This window comes from Lactobacillus helsingborgensis (assembly GCF_000970855.1).
Lineage (GTDB): Bacteria > Bacillota > Bacilli > Lactobacillales > Lactobacillaceae > Lactobacillus > Lactobacillus helsingborgensis.
Genome location: NZ_KQ034047.1, coordinates 393,109 through 412,468, shown reverse-complemented (window position 1 = coordinate 412,468; position 19,360 = coordinate 393,109). Strand labels below are relative to the sequence as shown.

14 protein-coding genes are annotated in these 19,360 nt (G+C 31.1%); 8 read left to right on the top strand and 6 right to left on the bottom strand.

Features of this window, described 5'->3' with window-relative positions:
* The first annotated feature begins 173 nt into the window (after positions 1–173).
* A complete protein-coding gene (locus JF73_RS07805; protein WP_046327708.1) occupies positions 174–1,211 on the top strand; it encodes an HNH endonuclease in 1,038 nt (345 codons plus the stop codon).
* Positions 1,212–1,744: 533 nt separating this feature from the next.
* Here the strand turns inward: JF73_RS07805 and JF73_RS07800 are convergent.
* Positions 1,745–4,366, bottom strand: a complete 2,622-nt coding sequence (locus tag JF73_RS07800; protein WP_046327707.1) for a class III lanthionine synthetase LanKC N-terminal domain-containing protein — start codon at positions 4,364–4,366, stop codon at positions 1,745–1,747.
* An 809-nt stretch (positions 4,367–5,175) separates the two neighbouring features.
* On the opposite strand from JF73_RS07800, the gene JF73_RS07795 reads away from it, so the two are divergent.
* From JF73_RS07795 to JF73_RS07775, 5 genes are all read left to right on the top strand, one after another.
* Positions 5,176–6,762 (top strand): ATP-binding cassette domain-containing protein, encoded by a 1,587-nt coding sequence (locus tag JF73_RS07795; protein WP_046327861.1) that lies wholly within the window; start codon positions 5,176–5,178, stop codon positions 6,760–6,762.
* A 230-nt stretch (positions 6,763–6,992) separates the two neighbouring features.
* Positions 6,993–7,259, top strand: coding sequence for a type II toxin-antitoxin system RelB/DinJ family antitoxin (locus JF73_RS07790; RefSeq protein ID WP_046327706.1), 267 nt, complete (start codon positions 6,993–6,995; stop codon positions 7,257–7,259).
* Positions 7,260–7,277: 18 nt separating this feature from the next.
* Entirely contained in the window at positions 7,278–7,655 is a 378-nt protein-coding gene (locus tag JF73_RS07785; RefSeq protein ID WP_046327705.1) for a type II toxin-antitoxin system YafQ family toxin, read from the top strand.
* A 296-nt stretch (positions 7,656–7,951) separates the two neighbouring features.
* On the top strand, positions 7,952–8,695 hold the full coding sequence (locus JF73_RS07780) for a hypothetical protein (RefSeq protein ID WP_052727783.1): 744 nt from the start codon (positions 7,952–7,954) through the stop codon (positions 8,693–8,695).
* A gap of 143 nt (positions 8,696–8,838) precedes the next feature.
* Positions 8,839–9,066: a hypothetical protein gene (locus JF73_RS07775; protein WP_046327704.1), complete on the top strand. Its 228-nt coding sequence runs from the start codon at positions 8,839–8,841 to the stop codon at positions 9,064–9,066.
* 48 nt (positions 9,067–9,114) lie between these two features.
* Here JF73_RS07775 and lepB read toward each other — a convergent pair whose 3' ends face one another.
* The 3 genes from lepB to JF73_RS07750 form a co-directional block, all read right to left on the bottom strand.
* A complete protein-coding gene (gene lepB / locus JF73_RS07770) occupies positions 9,115–9,771 on the bottom strand; it encodes a signal peptidase I (protein WP_046327703.1) in 657 nt (218 codons plus the stop codon).
* 366 nt (positions 9,772–10,137) lie between these two features.
* Positions 10,138–11,598 carry an SLAP domain-containing protein gene (locus tag JF73_RS07765; protein WP_046327702.1) on the bottom strand — a complete coding sequence of 487 codons (1,461 nt, stop codon included), beginning with the start codon at positions 11,596–11,598 and terminating at the stop codon, positions 10,138–10,140.
* A gap of 955 nt (positions 11,599–12,553) precedes the next feature.
* The gene (locus JF73_RS07750; RefSeq protein WP_046327699.1) at positions 12,554–13,906 is read right to left on the bottom strand and encodes an FAD-dependent oxidoreductase; all 1,353 of its coding nucleotides are present in this window, start codon (positions 13,904–13,906) and stop codon (positions 12,554–12,556) included.
* Between the two features lie 302 nt (positions 13,907–14,208).
* Between JF73_RS07750 and JF73_RS09350 the strand changes: the two genes are divergently transcribed.
* On the top strand, positions 14,209–16,506 hold the full coding sequence (locus tag JF73_RS09350; RefSeq protein WP_052727782.1) for a BspA family leucine-rich repeat surface protein: 2,298 nt from the start codon (positions 14,209–14,211) through the stop codon (positions 16,504–16,506).
* 821 nt (positions 16,507–17,327) lie between these two features.
* Here JF73_RS09350 and JF73_RS07735 read toward each other — a convergent pair.
* Both JF73_RS07735 and JF73_RS07730 read right to left on the bottom strand, forming a co-directional pair.
* The gene (locus JF73_RS07735; protein WP_046327697.1) at positions 17,328–17,639 is read right to left on the bottom strand and encodes a MazG-like family protein; all 312 of its coding nucleotides are present in this window, start codon (positions 17,637–17,639) and stop codon (positions 17,328–17,330) included.
* Between the two features lie 346 nt (positions 17,640–17,985).
* A complete protein-coding gene (locus JF73_RS07730) occupies positions 17,986–18,837 on the bottom strand; it encodes a GIN domain-containing protein (protein ID WP_046327696.1) in 852 nt (283 codons plus the stop codon).
* A gap of 232 nt (positions 18,838–19,069) precedes the next feature.
* Here JF73_RS07730 and JF73_RS09560 point away from each other — a divergent pair, with 232 nt between their 5' ends.
* Positions 19,070–19,216: a teichoic acid D-Ala incorporation-associated protein DltX gene (locus JF73_RS09560; RefSeq protein ID WP_084608710.1), complete on the top strand. Its 147-nt coding sequence runs from the start codon at positions 19,070–19,072 to the stop codon at positions 19,214–19,216.
* The last annotated feature ends 144 nt before the right edge of the window (positions 19,217–19,360 follow it).

The window sequence follows — 19,360 nt, the reverse complement described above, 5'->3', positions numbered from 1 at the left end:
ATTGAACTTTTTCAGAATATTTTTACACTTTCGCATTAACAAGATTTTTGTCAAAAGAATTTATAATTAAATTAAAAAATAAATGATTCTATATAAATTATATGTTATTATTTTAATAGTTGACATATAGATTTTATGCCTTGCTCAGTTTCTTCTTTAGGAAAGGAAATATTATGAACTGTTTTAAAAAGGATTTTAGTATTCTAAAAAATTTAAATGAATGTTCTAAATCAAGTCTAACTGATGAGAAAAGAAAAGAAGTTAATAGTATTGATTTAACAGAATATGATGCAATTGCTTATATAGGTAGAAATGATATTTTTATATATTCAACTTATAATGGTGATTTGATTTATTATATTAATTTACTAACGCAATCCGAAATAGAGCATAAGAAAAATATAAAAAATTTTTTTAGAAACCTAGCTGATAGAAACACTAATTTTACATGTTTAAGTACGCTATTCGTCATAGAAGAAGACCAATTCTTGAAGAATATGAAAAAAGATGATGATGAATTAACTAAACTCTATCATACTATAACAAAAATCAATGGCAGCCAGTTCATTACAGCAGCTCAATACCATGGTAGGTTTGGGTTTAAAATAAAGCAAGGTCAGAAAACTGGAATAACGCAGAAGGCAAGAAAAATTAACATATGTGATAAAAATCATATATATGAACTTTTTAATCACAAATGTGTATATTGCAATAAAGAATTGGAAAAGTTTTCTGATAAGAAGAATAGTATTACACAAATAGATCATATTGTGCCAATTAAAGAAGGGGGCAACAATTATTACCTGAATTGGGCCTTAGTTTGCAGAGAATGTAATAATTTAAAGGTAAATAAACTTTTCAATGATACTTCTAAAAGCTCAATATCTAAACGAGGTAAAAAATATCTAAATAAATTAAAAGAAAATTACCATTTTTATAAAATAAGAAGGGATAATCAATATTATTTAGTTAGAAAGCAAGGAAACTTTTACTTTAATAGTTATTTTACGATCTATAAAAAAATTTGCCAAAAATACACTAATAGAGATGACTGGTGTAGTGGATATCAATTTATTACAAGTTTGAGTGATAATGATGAACTTGAGCCAATTGTAAAGAACGGTAAAGTAATACCAGACAGTATAATTGAATCAGAATTAAATAAAGGTAATGCATCAACAATTGATTCCTGGCTAAATGTGGTTGAATAAATTCTTAAAATATAGTCTGTTAAACTTTCTTATAAGCACACAGCAACAAAACTACTTTAGTAGATTTTGCTAACAGTATTCGTTTGGGCACTAATTTATGCTGCACTGGCAGAAACAATTATGTTGTAACTCGAGGATAATTTATCCACAAATAAATAAGTAAAGGCTATCAAGTTTTGTTGTTCATAAAGCTGTGGATGAGAAAAGCACGGACATTGTACAAACAAAAGTTAAATTTGCTGCACTATTATTTTGTTGTATGGTTATATTTCATTTAATAGAATGATTGTTGGGGCTGTAAAAATTAACAGCAAGTAAAAAGGATTAGCTCTGATTATTAAAGAGTTAATCCTTTTATAGTGTTTTGATTTTACTAATTTGAAATTAAAGTTTTGTTTTTTTATTATCATTGAGCTATGAGAACCTAGCAAATTTTCTTTTTCCTACATTAATCATGTTCTCAGTTCAGTTACTATTTTGAGTTCTAAAAGTACATTTGGTGAAACTAAGTAATGAAAATTATTTAAGGTCAACTATATTTTCCACAAACTATCATATTCTAAATCATTGCAATATTTGCCAAAGACTTTGAGCATACCAATCATACCTGATCCTAAATCTGTTCCAACTCCTTGTAATTGGTCAGACAAAATTAAAATGTCACCAAAAGGTGCTTTAAATTTATGAAGCATAATATATGATAAAAGACGATTAATGATACGTTGAGCTTTATTTGAAGGAAAACGATTATTAAACTCAATCATCGTGTCTACAATTCCAGCAGCTCCAAAAAAATAGCCATAATATGCAGTATATGGTAGGTCTAAACTTTCTGCCATTTGAATAATTTTTTCTTTTAAATAAGGTCTTAATTTAGGGCAATGGTCATAAGTTTCTAAAGTTACTCGGAGTAACCCAGCTGTTCCATATAGTAAATATGGGTAGGCTATGGTTTTACCCTTTTTTGACGGCAGGCCGACAAATTTTTCGTTTTTGTCAGATATTGCACAATTAAAATCATGTAAAATCCATTTATAAATAAAATCATCATACTCATGGGATTCCATTTTTTGCTCATATCTTAATAAAAAATATGCTATACCAGCGCCCCCTTCAGCTAAGCCAACGAAATCGTTATTGAGTAAAATTTCTTCACTTGTTAATTTAGTCGCTAATAATGAAAGAGTAGATCTTGTACTTTTATTAAGCTTTGAATTATTAATTAGGGATAATCCCACTCCCGAGTAGCCATTGAATAGTCCAAAATTTGAATCTTCACTTTTATTGATGTAATCAACTAACTTTTTAATAATTGTGGCATGTAATTTGCTTTGCGAGGGTAAAGAATATAATATACCTGCTAACCCACCGCTTAAAGTTAATGATAAATTATCTGTATAATTAAAGTTTTTAAATTCTTTATAAAATAATTTTTTATATTTTTTGTCTTTTGTAATGTTAAAAAGTACGTTCTCAATTCCAGCTAGTCCATAGGAATAAGAAAAAACATTTTTATAGTATGGAGTTATCCTTTTTTTTGAAAAATGATAATTTTGCTTGCATTGATTCTTTGTCTGATTAAGTAAGGAATTAAAAGTTTCCTCAATTTGATTTTTTAAAAATTTTTTATCAAATAAAGGATTTTTATTGATTGTTAAATCCTTATTATTTAAAAAATTATTATGTAAATATTTTACCTTATTTAATACATCATCAAGATTTATCTTTTGAGGGGAAAAGATTAGTTGCTCGACTATTTCAAAATAAGAGTCTAGTTCTTTTTGTTTAAAAATATTTTTCACATATTTAATATCTAACATTATTTCTTCAGGTCTGAACTCTATTTCGATGCTCTTAGAAAAGAAAAGATAAAATATCGTTAAGCCTATGCCACTTATATCACTCTCTATTGTGCCTAATTTGGTTTTTGGATTGAAAAAGCCATCAGTTCTCATTAGAGGGATATGTGTATTGTTGATACTTTGTACGGATTCTAAATCAACGATAAATAGCTTGTTTTTTTGTTTATCATACATAAAATTATCAGGAGAAATGTCACTAATAATCATGTTGTGTTTTGTAAAATAGATAAGTATTTTAATTAGATTCTCTGTAATAATAAAGCAGTCATTTAAATATTGTCTTACTTCTGTTCCTGTATGATTGCTTTTTAGAATAGGGTTTGTAGGTCCGAATTCTTTAAGAGAAATACCAGGCATTTTTTGTTCGATTAAGTAAAAATTATTATCAATAATTTTAGCATCAATAAATTTAGGAGTGAAATTACACTCATCAAATTTTTTTAAAACTTTGGCTTCATTTTGTTTAAAATAAGACCCATCAAATTTTGAATGTTCACTGGTTAAAATAGATAGGTGCTTCCCTTCCTTAAGGATAACTTTCGTTTTCTTTTGTTGGTCAAATTCCGCAATGAGGTTTATTCCCTCATTGGTATTTCTGATAACTTCCAATATTTTTATATTTGGAAAGTACTTATTTAAGTCAGATTCTTCTGTTTCTTCCATTGGATAAATATCTTTTACGCCATTTGGTAAGTAAAAGAAATTTTTTCTACTGTCTGTAATATTACTATTATTGCCATCTTTAATTTTATAAACTCGGTCATTGTTGTTGCTTATTTTCCACTCAGGATTTATTCCGCCATAGCGATAAGAAACTATTTCAGAGTTTGGAAAGTTTCGATCTGTTAATACTTTAATTCCACTGAATTTCTTGAGTAGCCTAGTTAATTCTTCTCCGATATTTTTTGTTTGAGTTCTGCTACATGTATAAATGGTAATAAATTTTCCAAATTGCATTTCTGGGAAGTTTTTACCAGTGGTTTTTAATAATGTAGACATATTAGTAATAAATTTGAATAGTATTTTTTTACATCCTAAGTATGATGAAACAATTTTTATTATCTCATGAGAATTATATATATCAGTAGATACATGTATTTTCCATCCTTGGGCAGGATACTGAGTTTTAGTAGGGAAAAATATATTAGTAAAAATTCCCTGTCTTTTTATTAGACAGTGATATTTTGATTGATATTGTTCTAAGTTAATAAAACATCCTGTAGAATTATCGCTTTTTTTATAGAAATAATAATTATATTTATCATTATTTAATTTGGTAGTAAGTATGTCCATTTTTTTCTCTTTCAAAAAAAGTGTCGAACTATTGAGTACGACACCTATTTAACGATATTTCTTGAATATCTTATGAATATAAAAATTTAGTCAGTAGGTATTAATTGACATGGGCAACTACAAGTTGACCATCTATTATTAACTAATCCTTCAGAATTTCTATTCTTACCTGCTGCCTCTTTTTGTAAAGCTTGTTCAAAACTCATCACTAACACCTCCTTTTGTTTTAATTGTATTGCCAGATATAGTTATTGTCAATAGAAAAATATTAAATTATTATTTAATATTTATGAATTAGATAGTTAAATTCAAGATAAAGCATAATAAAAATCGGCTTTGCCTGGCTACGGTATATGTTAATGTTGCTTAATTTAAATAAAATAATGATTAAAATTATTGTTAATCGTTTTTTATAGTTATGTAGATATTTAAAACTTTAATAAGTCAATAGTTATATTTCGACTATCTTACTAAAATAAAACTAAATTTTTTTATTTTCAATCTGACGGTGAAATTTAAATTGTAATGATCTAGAAGAACTAAGTTTAATGCCAATTAACTACAAAGCGCTGCTAATGGTTAAATTAATTTTTAACTATTAGTGAGCGTTTTTTTAGCTGTTGATAACCACTTAGTCTTAAAAAACTACCTCTTAGTAAATAGTTATATATTTTAAAACTAGATTATGATTTAATTAAATAATAAATAATAATGAAAAATGTTTTAGAACATAAAAAATCTTATTTTATCTTTGCAACAAGCTTAATTTAGCAGGAAAAAGTTAAATATAAATGAAGGGAACAACAATTATGAAAAAATATTTTGATAACAAAAGCATAATCCTGTGTTTTTTGTTGACTCTGATCGTAGGTCTTGCTACTCCTTTTAATACGTGGTCTTATTCGCAAATCTTTGCCATGGTTGAAGCTGGTGATAAAAGACGAGTAGTTCTAGAAGTCTGTTTGATTGTTCTGATTATTTTCTTATTAACTGTTGCCCGCTACTTTTACGAGAGGACACTAAATCGGAACATCTACCTCTTCAATAAAAACGTACGCAGTGATCTGCTATCTTCAGATTTTGTTAAACAACAAGGACCAGTTTCTGATAAGTTGTCATTTGTCACCAATGATTTAGAGTTGGTAGAAAATAATTATGTCAAAGAAGTATTTAATTTAATTACTTGTATTGTTAACCTACTGCTATGCTTGGTTATGGCTATCAATGCAAACTTTATCTTGACTCTTATTTTTATGCTTTTCTCAGTTATTTCAGCAATTGCTCCAAAAATTATGGCCAAACGGGTTATGGAAAGTTCTAAAGCTTGGAGTGCTAGTGTTGGCAAATACACAGGATTTATGTCGGATTATCTCAAGCACATTGACCTAATCTTGGATTATAATGCGATGCCTTTCTTTTTACTGAAAGGTAAGAAGGCAATTACTGAAACAGCTGAAGCGAAGCAGAAACGGGAAAATACGATTGCCATGAGCAATTTACTGGCTGGTATTCTGGCTTATACCTTATCATTTCTGCCCATTGGGATTGGTATTTTATTTGTTTTAGACAAGCGCTTGCCTCTTTCTTCCTTTATTATGGTTCAGTATTCCAGTTCTTGGATCGTAAATTCTATCTTGGCCATCAACCGGTCAATGACAACGATTAACTCAGCTAAGCCCTTGTTAACGAAACTGACTAATATCAAGGAATTACCACAGTCTACTCTCAGTGACGAGATGACGACAATAGATTTCAAAGACTTGCAACTTAATGATGTGACTTTTGGCTATCAGGATAAGACTATTATTCAAAATGCCAGCTTGACGGTTAATCGTGGTGATAAAATTCTGCTGACTGGCCGCAGCGGGCAGGGTAAGAGCACCTTGCTCAGGTTAATGGCAAATATTATCCAACCAAATAAGGGAACAGTGGAATTAGTTGAACCAAATGGTAAGGTTGTTTCTCCTCAGCCTGATTACTTTGGCGAAGTCAATCAGGATTCGAATATTTTTCATGATACCTTGCGTTTTAACCTGACTTTGGGGCGTGACTTTTCTGACCAAGAGATTAAGCATGCCATTCAAGAAGCGGGTTTAACGCCATTAATGCAAAAGATTGGTCTTGACGCCGTAATTCAAGAAGACGGCATTAACTTGTCAGGTGGGGAAAAGAAACGTATAGAAATTGCTCGTGCCTTTTTATATAATCGCAACTTTTTATTAATTGATGAAGGTACCGCATCATTAGACCCACAAACTGCTCATGAAATTCATGAAATGATTTTATCTTCCGACTTGACAGTGGTTGAGATTGATCACCATATTCCAGAGGACTTGCAAAGTAAGTTCACCCATGCTTACAAATTAGAAGATAAGCAGCTAATCCCAATTAGTTAAAAGTACAGGAATGAAATGATACCAGATTTTAACTGTTAATTTAATGACTTAGTTATGGAAAAGTAATTAAGTCACTATTTAAAAATAGCGGGGTTTATCAAAGCTTTAAACTGCTTAACATTGTGAAAAGAATGATCAATAAAGGAAATTATAAATTCACCTGAAACAAGAAAAATTATGTAATTGACCATGTGTGGCATTCGACGTACAATGATAATGAGGTGATAAAAATGGCTAGAATAGAAGCTAGAATAGATCCAGCTATCAAAAATAAAGCGAAAACAGTACTTGCCAGCCATGGTTTAACAATTTCAGAATTTGTTAGAATGACGGTAACTACTGTGGCTAATCAGGGCTTACCAAAATATTATTTTTTACCTAACCAAGAATTAAGCAGTTCGTTAGAAGAAATGCTTGATGATTTATCTGGAAAAGAAAAGTTGCCAGAAGCTCATAATTTTAAAGAATTAGAAAAGTTACTCAAGTCAAATGAATAGTTGGATCTTATATGATAAATGGATAAAACAATCAAATATACTAAGGTATTTAAAAAGCAGTTAAAAAAGCGAAGGCAGGATCCGAAATGGCATTCTGTATTTAAAGGATCTCTTCCACAAGAGCTTGATAATCAGGAACGAAGCCCTTGGGAATTCATTATTCAATGTTTGATTGAAGATAATAAAATACCTAATTATTTTCATCCGCATGCTTTGGAAAATTTAATCAATATAAAGAAACAAGTTAAAAAACAGCTAAGTGATAAAAGAGCAACAGTAATTATTCTGGAACTTCATTTTGAAGGTCATAGTGGTGACCATTTATTAGTATATGCTCCTACACAAGAAACAGTTTTTTTAATTGGTATAGGAACGCATAGTGAATTATTCAAATGAGGTATCTATAAGAGTTAAAAAAAGTTATTCCAAGCCAATAGAAATACTCATTTTAATATGATATACAACCAAAATTAAAAAGAAATAGAAGAATGAAAATAATAGCTAGCCTTTTTATTAAAATGCCCTAGAAAGTTAATCAGTTGATTAACACCTAGAGCATTTTTGCTTTAACTAAAAGAATTTAATATTTTAATTCTACCGATCGTATTTTTTAAATCCTATACAAGTGGTACCCTTGATGTAAGCTATTTCATTTTTAAAAAGTGCATATCTAAACGGGTAAGGAGAAAAAATTGCACTATAAAGCAATAAACTCAAAAGCATCTCTTGTAAATTTATTTTGGGACCAATTTTTATTTTTGTGGCAACTAATAAAATCACGCTTTCTTTTTTGGCTAGGCTTAATCAGCTTTGTAATACTGATGCTGAAATTGATGCCTAATTCTGCTATAGTTCCTCTTTTTTTCATGGGTGTTGATTTTAAAGCTGTCAAATCATGCCAAGTAGTTTTGCCTGTTTTTTGGTTTGTTTATTTTGTAGTGCCGCTATTGATAGTCTTAAGCAGTTTTAAACAATTGTGGCAAGTAAGAGGAATGCAATTGCGAGGGCTCAGATACTCACCCTTAAGTTTCGCTGCAGTTAACGTTGGTTTAATGGGATTGATCACCCTCATTTATGTGGTACTAACAGAAGGAATCATGACTTTAATGACTGATTTTTCTTGGCTAAGAAATTTTAAACTGATGCAATTTCAGGGAATATTAGCTTTATTAGTACTGTTCATTATTAATTTTTCAGGGATATTTCTGCTGTTGATAATTCAAACCACTATTGGTCACTTCAATGCTCCATTGGGTATAATTATTCCTTTTAGCCTGTGTATTCTCACGATTTATACCACTTGGAAATATAATCCGCTCAATAGTTTAATGTTGTTGCGAGTCAATAAGAACAATATTCTGCTGTTATTAGCTACAACGCTATTAATGCTAATTGTTTATTTAATTACTGACCGTTACAGTGAACCGAATTATTAAAAGTCTAATTCTAAAATGGTACTATGAATGTATAGAATTAAACGATAATGAAAAAATAAGAAACAAAAACTGGATATTTATAATAGTCAAATTAATTTATCTTTATTGCTGCGGCTGTCCTCACTTTTAAAAAGAAGGTCTTTATGAAACGTCTATTTTGGAATCAATTACTATATTTATGGCAAATAATTTTATTATTAATGAATGCAACTATCCATTTGCCATATTTTATAAGTTATTCACCGGCTGATTTCTTACGTGAACTTCCTGGAACTACTAACATCTATGTGGTGGTGTTTATGACTGCAATATTATTACTTTATTGCATGATTATGTTTCATTTAGATGAAAAACGATTAGCAGAGTTATAAAAAGTGAAAGGAAAAAGGATTAAGTCCTAAATTTGGACTTAATCCTTTTTAATATACTTTGATTCTGTTAAGTGGCCAATAACGATACTTAACAACACCTTCAATTTTACTTCTAGGGATTGCTCCTATATAACGACTATCTTTTGAAACGCTCCTATGATCTCCCATTACAAAATATGAACCTTTGGGAACTTTGTTAGTATTTTTCATTTCTTTTAATTGAGAAGGGGAATAAATACTTTTATATTCTTTTGTTCTTGCTAAAGATCGAATCGAAAAGTCAGCGGTATAGGAATATTTTGTACCATGAAAGCCGTCTTCATTATCTGTCAGCTTAAATCCTGGGTTTAAATAGTCTTGATTTATTTTTTTGCCATTAACATAAATCTTATTATTTTTTCCAGTAACAGTTTCACCTGGTAATCCTATAATTCTTTTTATATAAAAGGAATTACGTTCATCCGGAGCCTTTAAAATGACAATTTCATTTCGTTTCAATTTGCTATTGCGATTAGCTATAACTCTTTCTTGGTTTTCAAAAGTTGGTTGCATCGAGATACCAGACACAGAACATTTGACTATTAAATATTTTGTCAGTAAAAAATTAATTAAAATAAAAATCGCAAATAAGACTATTGTATATTTTAAAAAATCATAAAATTGTTTTGTTTTCTCATTTTTTTCGTTATTCTGATTATTCGCCATAAGTAAGTCCTTACAAATAAAATTACATATTAATATAACTAGCCTGTGGTTGATAGATAAATTATAGGCAGATAAATAATTAAAAGTCAAAATAATCTAAAAACCAACATAAAACTAAACAAATAACCTATTAGATGATAAGGGCTTTTTTTAAGTTTAGAGATCATAAGGCTAATTTCTGTTTTTATTGTAAATAGCAAGTGGATAGTCATAAAAAATCTCAGTCAAAAATCTAGAGTAAAACAAAAAGAACTAACTTTGATTGAATATAGTCAGTTAGTCCTCCGTTTACAACTGATAAAGTGTTTTGCTTGTAGGTTTCATATCAAAATTGAACAACTTTTAAGTTATTTTGCTTTGTAATTTTTAATATTTTTCTGGCATTGAGTTTCTTGAATTGCTATAAGCCGCATATTCATCAACTGTTAAGTAGGCTAGTTTTGCTTTCATCTGTAAACGTCTCGTGGCTTCTTTAACTTCTGAAACTGTTGCTTTATCTGAACTATTAATTTCTTTGGCTCTTTTTAGTGCATCATCATAAAAATTAAAGTGGTAAAATTTGTATCCATCAGTATTGTGAACTGCATTTTCCTGATCAATTTCCTTTTGGAGATCTTTTTTATCTGCTGCAGTTGCTACTTTCGCATCTGCTTTAGCTTCATCAACCGTATTAAGAGGTTTCAAAAATGGACCGGAAACATATTTACTGTCAGCAGCTTTAATGAATGACATATGTTCTTCATTGTTTTCTTCAAAATTGCTGTTCGAAAAGTTATTGGCGTCGCCTAAATGATAGTAGAGTTCAGCTTTATTGTCCTTATTTGACCAAATGTATAATAATTCATCAACCGGAATTTTCTCGCCTTCAATAAAGGTGGTTAGACCAGCTTTATAATCTTGATTTGGTCGTAAATCTCCATTAGCATCAAAAATATCAGTTCCAGCAGTAATTAAAACATAGGTGTCAGCGGTAAAAGTCAGCAGCCTTTGTCTTGGCTCTTTTTGTACGTATGATTTAGGAAACCAGCCAGTTTTTGTTCCACTAATAATGTAACTAGGTGAACTGGTTGGATTATACATAAATAGCGTTTCACGGTTGACTTTTATTTTTTGCAGAGACTTAACTGTCCTTTGTTCTTTGTCCAAACCGATCTGAACTCCTTTGGAGTCAATGACTTTTGGACTAATTGTTACAGTTGCTTCTGAGACATAAAGGGGCTTGTTATCAATGTTGCCAACATTTGCCGCATTAACATAGCCACCGGCTCCAATATTGTAGTAATATTTACCACCGATTTTTTTATAAGGGAGCCATGACTGATTATAGTTGTCATCATTGACTAGGAAATACTGTTTGCTATTCCGGTCAATTTTTTCTACAGAGCCAGAGTATTTCAAAGGGGTTCCTTTGCGCAAATGCGTATTCTTTTTACTGCCACGGAATTTGTATAGCCGTTTACCATTCTTATCGTAAACATAAGAATTGTAATTGAGCTCCAAGTTGCCATCTTGTACCTGTTTGTTAACAACACCAACATTAGCCGCCTTAATGTAGGCACCACCGGTTAAAGGATAGTAGCTTTTACCATTAATCGAAGTTGTTTTGGCATTACCGTTTACGGTGGTACCCATACGCAATGTCCCTTTACCGTTATAATAGGTGCGCTTGCCCTGAGCCGTATAAACATAAGAATTATGATTCAACGTGAGAGTATCAGTCTTAGCAGCTAATACTTCTGTATTGCTTGGCATTATTGGGGGTAGCATAGGACTAATAGCAAGAATGCTTGCTATGGAACCATAAACAAACTTTTTATTTAATTTCATGTAATCACCTCAAAAACTGATTAAATATCTACTATTCATTATAGAGCAGTATAGCTGTCTTTGAATAGGCTTTCAAAGAGATTAATACTAATTTAATGAATTGAAAATAAGCTAAAGCTATTTAAATTTGAAAGCAGATAAAAAATTAACTTCCTAATAATAGTGAAGTTAATCAAGATAAGAGTTTTATTTAGTTATAGTTTTTTTGACCCTATAGATAATTTTGTCATAAAAGTAGTCCCAAAAGTTATCCAACTTTTGGGGTTTAGTACAACGTCATGCTATTGTATGAATTCTAATTATTACACTGTTTTACTTTTTAAACTTTTTCCTTATTTTTGAGTTTCACTTCGAAAAAATACATAATAAACGTCCAAATAATTGAACTAATTACACACCCAGCAATATTTTTCATTGTAAAAGTATTTTTGGGATCCATTAACCACCCTATAAAGAGGATTAATATCAAAAAAGAAAAGAATTCCCAAATAAGTTTATAAATGCTTTTTTCATTTTCACCACCTCTTAATAATTGTATCATGTATATATCATTTTAGTGTATACCTGTTCATAAATATTATATGACCGGTAATGTTAATCAGATAGACGTAGGCGATGGCTATGTCAAGGCAAAAGATGTCAAATTGGTTTATCGCATCAAATTGAAGCAAGGCAACATAAAAGTAAAGGAGTTTACAAATAAAGTGAAAATTTATCAACTCATGAAAACTTATTTAGTGGTCTCTCTTTTAGTCATTTTCAAGCAGTAGTAACTCTAAGAATAAAAAAGACTGTCCCAATCATACTTTAGCAGGTTAAGGACAGTCTTTTATTTCTTCATCAACTTACCACTTATCAAGCGGCTAATTATTTTTAAAGAGCTACAAAACTTCTTTTTTAAATTTACTGAACGCAGCAAGGCTATTTCGCAAGGCTCAGTAATATCCAAAATTAATTAAAACTTGTGTAAACCTAACGCATGTTGTGCGGCTAAGTTTAAAATATTCCATTGCCGATCAAAACTTGGTGAGAAGAAGAAGTCTTGCTCAGCTAAATCTTCTAATGTTAATTTATGACCAATTGCTAAACTTAAGACATTGCCTTGAGCGGTGATATCATGCTTGGACATAACTGCACCTCCCAGAATCTGATGAGTATCCTTATTATAAGTTAAGGAAATATATCCTAACGGATTATCATCTGCAGGAATAAAGTCTGGACGCAAATGATCGATGTAGATGCTAGTTGCAGCATTAATGCCGGCAAATTCAGCAGATTTTTGTGGGAGGCCGCTAACTACCGCATGTACATCACCAAATTCTAGTAATTGTCCACCCACTAAACCTGGGAATGGGCGGCTTGGCTTTTCTTCAAACAAATGTTGTACTAAATAATTTGCTTCATGGCGAGCAGCAACTGCTGATGGAATTGGCATTCTTTTATTAGCCGGGATTGACAGTGGCCAAATAGCATCACCCAGGGCATAAACATCTTTTTGATTAGTCCTTAAATACTCGTCGGTTTCAATATAACCACGTTGGTTTAAATTAATAGTATCTTTAAGCCAGTCTGTATTAGCAACAATGCCTGCAGCAACGATGACTAAATCGGCTTTAATATCACCATGATCAGTTTGGACTAGGTGGTCATTGGTAAAGCCAGTAACTTTTGTAGCAAGCTTTAAATCGACTCCCTTGTCGCGCATTTCTTGTTCAAAAACATCGGTAAAGTCTTTTGAAAAATAATTAGCCAAAATATGGTTGCTGGCATCAACCAAAGTCATGTTTTTACCAGCTAAAACACCAGCTTCAACGGCAGCAATTCCGTTACCAGCACCCACCACAACGATATTTTTAATTTCATCATTATGAAGAGCTTCATTGATCTTTTTAGCCCAACTGTAGCCCCGCATTAAATAAACATAGTCTAAATCTGCCCCTGGAACAGGTAATTGGAGTGGATCAACTCCTGGAGACAAGATTAATTTGTCATAATTAACTTCTTCAGTCTGACCAGTTTGGGTATTTTTAATTGTAACTTGCTTGTTTGCCGGATTTAAAGCAACTGCTTGCGAATTATTAATGACCTTACCACCTAATTTTTCCAAATCAGCAGGTGAAAAATTGCGTACATTGTCTTGTCCGGTAGTTTTTTCTTCTAAAAAGAGCTTCATTCCGCAAGACATAAATGAAACAAAGTCACTTGTTTCATAAATAGTGACATCAAGATCTTGATATCTGTCTAATAACTCGATAGCTGCTTCATGACCCGGATGAGAAGCACCAATGATAACTACTTTTTGATTCATAGAAAAAATCCCCTTTTTATCAATATCTGAAAGCGCTTGTAGCGCTTTACTGTATTCTATGGTAACACAAGAAATACGTTAGTTATACAAAGATGCACCAGTATAGCTAACGCATTTATATATTAATTTTTTAAAACAGATTAAATGTTCCAATATAAGTTAGTCCTTGAAATTTAACTTAGTACATAAATCTACTAAAAACAATAAATTACATATATATTTCTAAAAATATATTTTATATTAAAGGTTATTTATGCTACACTTTGGTTAAGTAGAAGTATATTGCTTAAAGGAGACAAATAATGAATAAACACCATTTTAGGATTAAACTTACAACGTACTTAGCTACTATTGCTATGACTGTGGTAGGTTTAAGTATTATTAAACCGCAAACAATATTTGCATCGGCTTCATCTCCTGCAAATTTAGCAAAAGAAACGAAAATTGCAACAAGAGAAACTAAGACAGTTCCATGGGTCAGTACTGATATTGATGATAATAGTGAACTGTCACTTAGCTATGATTCGACCAGTAAAACATTAACTATTCCTGGTAACTCCACAGCTTTTAATGACCCGAAACCGCTGGCAAATGCTTTATATAATGTAGGGCTTGATCCTGTAAATGTTAACCATATTGTTATTCAGGGTCCCTTGGCACTTAGCGGGTCAGTCAGGTATCTATTTAAAGGCTTTACTTATCTAACTAATATAGACGGCTTGGACAAGCTTGATACTAGTAAAATTACTGATATGACAAGCATGTTTTCATCATGTTATCGTTTGAGCGATGTTAATCTAAAAAACTTTAATACTGCCAATGTTATCACAATGTCAAGCATGTTTTATTCTTGCGTAAGTCTTAAAAATATTGATGTCAGTTCCTTTAATACCGAAAATGTTTCGGAATTAAGTGGCATGTTTGAAGAATGCAGAAGTTTAAATGCAATTGATTTAAGCAACTTTAAAACTAGTAAGGTGACTAATACCAGTACTATGTTCCAGAATTGCTGGTCACTAAAAAGTATTAAGTTTGGTAAAGATTTCAAAACTGATAATGTCACTGATATGAACGGGATGTTTAACAATTGCTTTGTCTTAACTGACCTAGATGTTAGCGGCTTTTCAACTGCTAACGTTAAGACTATGTCATATATGTTTGGGGCCTGCCAAAGCTTAACAAAAATTGATGTTAGCAACTTTAATACTGATAAAGTAACTGTAATGAATAACATGTTTATGGACTGCGAGAATATTACAGAGCTTGATCTCAGTAAATTTAATACCGCGAATGTTTTTAATATGAAAGAGATGTTTCAGTATGATTTTCGGTTGCAAAGGCTTGATATTAGCGGTTTTGATATGAGCAAAATTATATACATTTCCGATATGCTAAATGATTTGCAAAGTTTAAACTTGTTAAAACTAGGAAAAGATAATATTGTCAAGGGTACTGGATTTGATGCTGATGGCACTTGGCGCAATGTTGCTAATGGTACACTTAATGACCCTCAGGGCAAGAATAGGTGGAGTTCGAAAGAGTTAATGGCAAACTATGATCCAGCTAATGATGCAGATACTTATGTTCGCGAGGGTACACACTTTGATGAGCCTAAGCCACCAGTCAATCCGCCAACCCCGACGCCAACGCCAACCCCACCAAGTCATTCATCCGGTACTATAGAGCCGATTGCAGGAGCTGAGGTCAGAGTTCATTATGAAGATAAAAATGGCCTTAAATTGGCACCTGATAAAATCTTGAGTGGTAATGTTGGTGATGGGTACATTACCCAAGAATTGAAATTTGCTGGTTATTTATTAAAGGCAAGACCTTATAATGCAACAGGTTTCTTCAGCTACCAGCCTCAGACTGTATCTTTTACTTACCTTAAAGGGACTGAAAGAATGGTAATGCATAATTCGTATCTCTATGATATTGATGGTAAGCGGAAACCAGGCGAATTTATGTCAGGCCAGATAATAACTACCTATGATACCGAAAACATAAACGGTAAGAAGTATTATTTTTTAGGTAATAATACGTTTGTGAAGGCCAATAATATTACAGGCCAAAAGCGTAAGTTAAAGCATAATGCACTCATCTATAATCAAAAAGTAAAGAAAATAAGACATGCTATTCTGAAACGTGGACGCAAAGTTACAACATATGGCGGTGCAGTAAAGCGAAAAGGTCGCTATTACTATATCATCGGATTGAACCGCTACGTGAAGAAAGCTAACTTTAACGGGACTGAAAGAACGGTAATGCATAATTCTTATCTTTATGATATTAATGGTAAGCGGAAACCGGGCGAATTTATGTCAGGCCAGATAATTATTACTTATGGTACCGAAAACATAAAAGGTAAGAAGTATTATCTTTTAGGTAATAATACGTTTGTGAAGGCTACTAATATTACAGGCCAAAAGCGTAAGTTAAAGCACAAGGCTCTGATCTATAATCAAAAAGTAAAGAAAATAAGACATGCCAGTCTGAAGCGTGGACGCAAAGTTAGAACATTTGGTGGTGCAGTAAAACGGAAAGGTCGTTATTATTACATCACCGGATTGAAGCGATATGTGAAGATAGCTAACTTTTAGAATTTTTGATTAATTAGCCCAGTAGTACAGCATAAATATGTTTATAACTGCTAAGTAAGAACGATTAAGAGAAAAATTCATAACTTAAATGCACCTAATAGTAAAAATCAGCTATTAGGTGCATTTTTGTATTATAAAAAAGTCCCGAAATTGAGAAAATTTCGGAACCTTTGTCAAGTTAAGATTGTACTTTTTAAAAATAACCGTTTCTGTACATTTCATTCGGGAAATAATAAGCATGCTAGACCAGAATCTAAATAAATTAAATTTAGAGAATGCTTCGGATCAAATAAAAATCCCATTATACTCATGAAAATCATAAATAAACCCATAGCATAAGAAGTTATTCTCCTATTTCTATAGACTCTTTCAGAATATTTCTTGGGTTTTGTACTTGAATTTTTTCCAAAAAAAGCTGATGCAAAACACATGAGTGCAAAAATAGAAAAAACAATTAGGAAGCTAAAGTCTTTTTTTAGAATAAAAATTGCAAAGAAACCTAGTAGAATTTGTATAAAACCGCATATTATACTTTTGGTTGTGAAAGATAATTTTTTTAAAACCATAATAGTATGGCACTTTCTCTATTATCAAATAATCTTGTATATAACTTAATATCAAAGACTGTATTTATATTATATTTGGGTATATTAAACCTTGATAATTAAAAAAGCAACTCTATTTTTCATTAATAATTAGAGTTGCCAAAAGGTACAAGATTTAACGTAAATAGCTAGAAAAAGATTGGTCATCAACTTTTGTAAGAATTGAATGAGTAGCTGATAGTTTGACCATGCTGTTATTAAGCCAAAGCTATTATTTTATTTATCGTTATCATATGGACTGATTTTAACGCCATTTTTGTATATTCTTTTTTCGTTTATTTTCATTTTATTAACAATGTCTTCACCCAAATCACTGCCAAGCATTTCTGCAATGCCTAATAAGAATATTCCCACATCCGCTAATTCTTCATTGATATTTTTCTTATTATTCTTGCGCCAGGCTTCAAATAACTCATTAGCTTCTCCATGTAAGCGCAATAATTCAAACTCAATATCTGTGGTATTGAAGCCGTGCTTTTTCTTATTTTCCATGACTGCTTTTTGCAGTTTCTTAGTATCTATGATCAATTTTGACTCCTAAATTATGACTTGGTAGTTTGAATTCGTGCTTTTAGAGTGTGCACAATATATGAACTTATACTTAATTAATTTTGCTGTATGAGTTTTGAAGGTAGACTCTAAAGTTTAATCCTTAGATACTAAAATCTTACCACTGTTATAGGTAACTTTAAGCAGTGAATTAGTTTGAGAAGGGGTAGAAAATGACGATAATAGTATTTTTTTGTGTAGAATCAGTTGTAAGGTCACAATTGATTTTTGGCTAATCAAACATATCGAACATACTAAAATTACCGGTATTAAGGTTAATTGTACTTTGGCCAATAGCTTTACTACAGGTAAAAAGCCACTATATTTATTTGTAAAATTCTATATTCGCATTTTTGCTAGTTACTTTAACAATTGGTTTGTTCGCTGCGAAAATAGATAAGCGATGATGATAATCTTTAGTGTCAGTTTCGATTTTATGCTTAGGATCAACGCGCAAATCATAACTAATTTTTGGTGCACCCGTCATTGAAAATACTCCCTTATTAAGAGTAAACGAGCTATTACCAGAGAAAGTACAATCATTAATAAGCATGCCGCCTTTGGCAATGAATACTTTAGTTTTGATCTTGCTATCGTCAAAAGTCATATTGCCTTTACCGATATTAATGGAACAATTTTGTAAATTTGAATCCAATACGTCTAAAACTTGATGTTTAATCTTTAACTTAACGTTTTGAGAAGAAATATGATCGAGGGCCAAATAAGCAATGTTTGACTTAAGGTTGATAACAGGAATATCCAATTTCTCTAATAGTGCGCAGCCCCCCCGCAAATAACCTGACACTTTTTTCAGAGCGTTTTTACTTGGTACAGTGACAGTGACTTCATAATAGCCATCATTAAAATGTTTTTCCGGCTTATCATAAATAGTCAATTGTTCATCTTTAACTTTAGTTTTAATTTTTTGTGCATTTCCGCCACGTTTTGCTTTAATTGTGACTTGGTATTTATTACCTAAAGTAACAATAGTATTAGGTCTATAGGAAGAAAATTTGATTTTATTAAATTTTTTAACTGTGTAAACTCTTTTGGTAGTTTGATTGGTATCGGCTTCTGTTACTTGAGGCTTTTGCAAAGCACCATTTATTTTCACACACGCAAATAAGAGCACACCGATTATTCCACAAAATATCCCTATTTTATAAATTTTTTTCATTTTATGCCTCCGTTATAAAGCTTTTAACGTAGGAATAGCCTGGCAATGTGCCAGACTTTTTAGTTGCGTAAAAAGTTGTAATGTTTATAGGAATGTCAGTAAGACAACTATTTATTAATTATAAAAATTACCATTACTTATTAATAAACATATTATACTATCTTGAACTATATTATACAATATATTATCTTAGTTAAAGTATTAGATAGATTGATAGGATGTGAAAGAGTAAATGAGCAAAATGCATCGAACTTCTTGGAAAAATATAATAGGTTTTACTTTAAAAATATTTATTTATGCTGTCATTATCTTTTTTTTGATTTATTTGTATCAATATTTGGGTATCAGTTCTGCTCATTTTATTTATAATGAATTCTAAAAAATGATACTTGCTACATTGATGATACAGTTGCTAAAAAAACTAAAGCCCTTGAAATTCTTAGTTTCAAGGGCTTTAGTTCTGTAGGTAAGTACAGTTAATTTTAAAGAGGAGCTTTAATCATAAAAACTGTTTAACTTCCTG

What these genes read in the sequence shown, in the direction of transcription:
- lepB (WP_046327703.1), bottom strand. Translation starts at nt 9,771, where the DNA reads ATGGCGAATAATCAGAATAACGAAAAAAATGAGAAAACAAAACAATTT.
- JF73_RS07775 (WP_046327704.1), top strand. Translation starts at nt 8,839, where the DNA reads ATGAAACGTCTATTTTGGAATCAATTACTATATTTATGGCAAATAATT.
- JF73_RS07765 (WP_046327702.1), bottom strand. Translation starts at nt 11,598, where the DNA reads ATGAAATTAAATAAAAAGTTTGTTTATGGTTCCATAGCAAGCATTCTT.
- JF73_RS07795 (WP_046327861.1), top strand. Translation starts at nt 5,176, where the DNA reads ATGAAAAAATATTTTGATAACAAAAGCATAATCCTGTGTTTTTTGTTG.
- JF73_RS09350 (WP_052727782.1), top strand. Translation starts at nt 14,209, where the DNA reads ATGAATAAACACCATTTTAGGATTAAACTTACAACGTACTTAGCTACT.
- JF73_RS07790 (WP_046327706.1), top strand. Translation starts at nt 6,993, where the DNA reads ATGGCTAGAATAGAAGCTAGAATAGATCCAGCTATCAAAAATAAAGCG.
- JF73_RS09560 (WP_084608710.1), top strand. Translation starts at nt 19,070, where the DNA reads ATGAGCAAAATGCATCGAACTTCTTGGAAAAATATAATAGGTTTTACT.
- JF73_RS07750 (WP_046327699.1), bottom strand. Translation starts at nt 13,906, where the DNA reads ATGAATCAAAAAGTAGTTATCATTGGTGCTTCTCATCCGGGTCATGAA.
- JF73_RS07805 (WP_046327708.1), top strand. Translation starts at nt 174, where the DNA reads ATGAACTGTTTTAAAAAGGATTTTAGTATTCTAAAAAATTTAAATGAA.
- JF73_RS07730 (WP_046327696.1), bottom strand. Translation starts at nt 18,837, where the DNA reads ATGAAAAAAATTTATAAAATAGGGATATTTTGTGGAATAATCGGTGTG.
- JF73_RS07785 (WP_046327705.1), top strand. Translation starts at nt 7,278, where the DNA reads ATGGATAAAACAATCAAATATACTAAGGTATTTAAAAAGCAGTTAAAA.
- JF73_RS07800 (WP_046327707.1), bottom strand. Translation starts at nt 4,366, where the DNA reads ATGGACATACTTACTACCAAATTAAATAATGATAAATATAATTATTAT.